This is a genomic window from Nakamurella sp. (assembly GCF_048594475.1).
GTDB lineage: Bacteria > Actinomycetota > Actinomycetes > Mycobacteriales > Nakamurellaceae > Nakamurella.
In genome coordinates, this window is sequence record NZ_JBMDXT010000329.1 from 1 (window position 1) to 2,639 (window position 2,639).

The 2,639-nt window shown below is 74.1% G+C and carries 3 protein-coding genes; 2 read left to right on the plus strand and 1 reads right to left on the minus strand.

Translation table 11 applies throughout. From position 1 onward, the window contains the following. Positions 1 to 228 precede the first annotated feature (228 nt). The gene (locus ACOJUF_RS14945; RefSeq protein ID WP_420122622.1) at positions 229 to 1,449 is read left to right on the plus strand and encodes an amidohydrolase; all 1,221 of its coding nucleotides are present in this window, start codon (positions 229 to 231) and stop codon (positions 1,447 to 1,449) included. 30 nt (positions 1,450 to 1,479) lie between these two features. Here ACOJUF_RS14945 and ACOJUF_RS14950 read toward each other — a convergent pair whose 3' ends face one another. Then, positions 1,480 to 1,929, minus strand: coding sequence for a gamma-glutamylcyclotransferase family protein (locus tag ACOJUF_RS14950; RefSeq protein WP_420122623.1), 450 nt, complete (start codon positions 1,927 to 1,929; stop codon positions 1,480 to 1,482). Between the two features lie 143 nt (positions 1,930 to 2,072). Here ACOJUF_RS14950 and ACOJUF_RS14955 point away from each other — a divergent pair. Further along, a partial coding sequence (locus ACOJUF_RS14955) for an FAD-dependent oxidoreductase (RefSeq protein WP_420122624.1) occupies positions 2,073 to 2,639 on the plus strand: 567 nt, incomplete at its 3' end.

Genomic DNA, 2,639 nt, shown 5'->3' on the forward strand with positions numbered 1-2,639 from the left:
AGCATCCGCTCGAACACGTCCAGGCAGCGCCGGACCTTGGCCCGGTAGGCCTGCCGCTGCTCGCGGGTGTAGGTGGTGGCCGCGATGTCGTCGCCCATGGGTCCTCCTGCGCTCGCGCCCGGCGGTGCGGCAAGCCAACCACATCGGGTCTCGTACAGTACGTCGGGACCGACACCCGCGGCCGACGACTCCGAAGGCGAGGCGAGCATCGACACCGACGACCTGTTGATGCGCCCACCGTTCGTGCCGGCCCCGGAGCGGGTCGAGGACCTCGGTGCCGGCCTCGGCCCCCTGTGGCTGGACGATTACCTGCGCACGGGCCTGCCCGAACTGGTCCGGCTGCGGCGGCGGGTGCACGCGCACCCGGAACTCGGGCACCGCGAGTCGGCCACGACCGCGATGATCGTGCGGGCGCTGGACACCGCCGGGATCCCGGCCACCGTGCTGCCGACGGGCACCGGGGTGATCGCCGAGATCGGCACCGGCGAGCGGGTGATCGGGCTCCGCGCGGACATCGACGCGCTGCCCATCCGGGAGTCGACCGGGCTGCCGTTCTCCTCGACGCTGCCGGACGTCTGCCACGCCTGCGGGCACGACCTGCACCTGACCATCCTGCTCGGAGCCGCCCGCGCGCTGCACCGGGCCGGCGACCTGCCCGGGCGGGTCCGGCTGATCTTCCAGCCCGCCGAGGAGGTGTTCCCCGGCGGCTCGCACGACGTCATCGCGGCCGGCGGCCTGGACGGGTTGACCCGGGTCTACGCCCTGCACTGCGACCCGCGCCTGCGGGTCGGCCTGGTCGGGCTCAAGGACGGCCCGATCACCTCCACCTCGGACCAGATCGAGCTGCGGGTGCTGGGCCCGGGCGGTCACACCTCGCGCCCGCACCTGACCACCGACCTGGTCTTCGCCCTCGGCGCGGTCATCACCCAGCTGCCCGCCCTGCTGACCCGCCGCCTCGACCCGCGCGCGGCCGCGGTGATGGTCTGGGGCGCGGTGCAGTCCGGCGAGGCGGCCAACGCCATCCCCCGGGAGGGGGTGCTGCGGGGCACGCTGCGCCTGATGGACCGCCGGGCCTGGGACTCGGTCGAGGAGATCGTCCGGACCGTCGTCGGGCAGGTGCTGGGGCCGCTCGGCGCCCAGTTCGAGCTGCACTACAAGCGCGGCGTCCCGCCGGTGATGAACGAGACCGTGTCGACCCAGCTGATGCGCACGGCCGCCCAGCGGGCGCTCGGGGCGGCCGCCGTCCGGGAGGCCGAGCAGTCGACCGGGGCCGAGGACTTCGCCGTGTTCCTGGACCGGGTTCCGGGATCGCTGGCCCGGCTTGGCGTCTGGGACGGGGTGCACCCGAAGGTCGACCTGCACTCGTCCCAGTTCGTCGCCGACGAGCGGGCGATCGCCGCCGGGGTCCGGCTGATGACCCACACCGCGCTGGCCGCCCTGCACCACTGATCGGACGGCCGCACCACCGGCCGGGGCCGGTCAGCTCGCCGAGCGGCGGGGCCGGCTGCGGATGCCGGCGACGTATTCGGCCGGGGCGTCGGCCGCCTCCGCGGCGTCCGCGATCACCCCGAGATAGCGGGCCGACGGCAGGCCGCCCTCGTAGGCCTGCAGCGCGTACAACCAGGCCAGCACGTCGCCGTCCAGCGTGTGCACCCGCAACCGGATCTTGGTGTAGAGGCCCAGGTCGGTGCCCTCCCAGGAGTCCAGCGTCTTCTCGTCGGACTCGGCCATGTCGTAGAGCACGACGAACACCGAGGAGTCGGGATCCTCCACCACGGTCGCCAGGGCGCCGTCCCAGCCGATGTCCTCGCCACCGAACGTCAGCCGCCAGCCCGGCAGCCAGCCGGTGCCGGCGACGGGTGAGGACGGGCAGCGCTGGAGCATATGGGCGGGGTCCATGTTGGAGCCGTAGGCCGCGTACAAAGCCATGGGTGCAGAGCGTAGTGGTGTGGCCGGCACCACCCGCAGGGCGGAGCGGGGCCGGCCCGCGCCCGTTACGGTCGAGGGGCCGGTCGGCCGACGGTTCCGGGGTGAACGATCCGGGGCGAGCGATCCAGGGAGAAGGAGCAACGGTGACCCGAATCGTGATCATGGGTGGCGGGCCGGGCGGCTACGAGGCCGCGCTGGTCGCCGTGCAGTACGGCGCCGACGTCACGCTCATCGAACGGGACGGTCTGGGCGGGGCCTGCGTGCTGTCGGACTGCGTCCCGTCCAAGACGTTCATCGCCTCCGCCGGCGGCCGCACGGCCGTGCTCGACGCGTCCAGCCTCGGCGTCACGGTCGACCCGGACAAGGTCGGCGTCGACGTCGCCACCGTGCACGGCCGGGTGGCCGGGCTGGCGCTGGCCCAGTCCGCGGACATCCGGACGACGCTCATCGCCGAAGGTGTGCGCATCGTCGACGGCACCGCCCGGCTGGCCGACGCGGACGCCGGGCGCGCCACCCACACCGTCGTCGCGACCGCCCCGGGCGGGGCCGAGACCGACCACCCCGCCGATGTCGTGCTGGTCGCCACCGGGGCCAGCCCCCGGGTCCTGCCGGACGCGGTCCCGGACGGCGAGCGCATCCTGACCTGGCGGCAGGTCTACTCGCTCAACGAGCTGCCCGACCACCTGATCGTCATCGGCTCCGGGGTGACC

Coding starts and splice junctions, on each gene's coding strand:
- ACOJUF_RS14945 (WP_420122622.1), top strand. CDS start 229: ATGCGCCCACCGTTCGTGCCGGCCCCGGAGCGGGTCGAGGACCTCGGT.
- ACOJUF_RS14950 (WP_420122623.1), bottom strand. CDS start 1,929: ATGGCTTTGTACGCGGCCTACGGCTCCAACATGGACCCCGCCCATATG.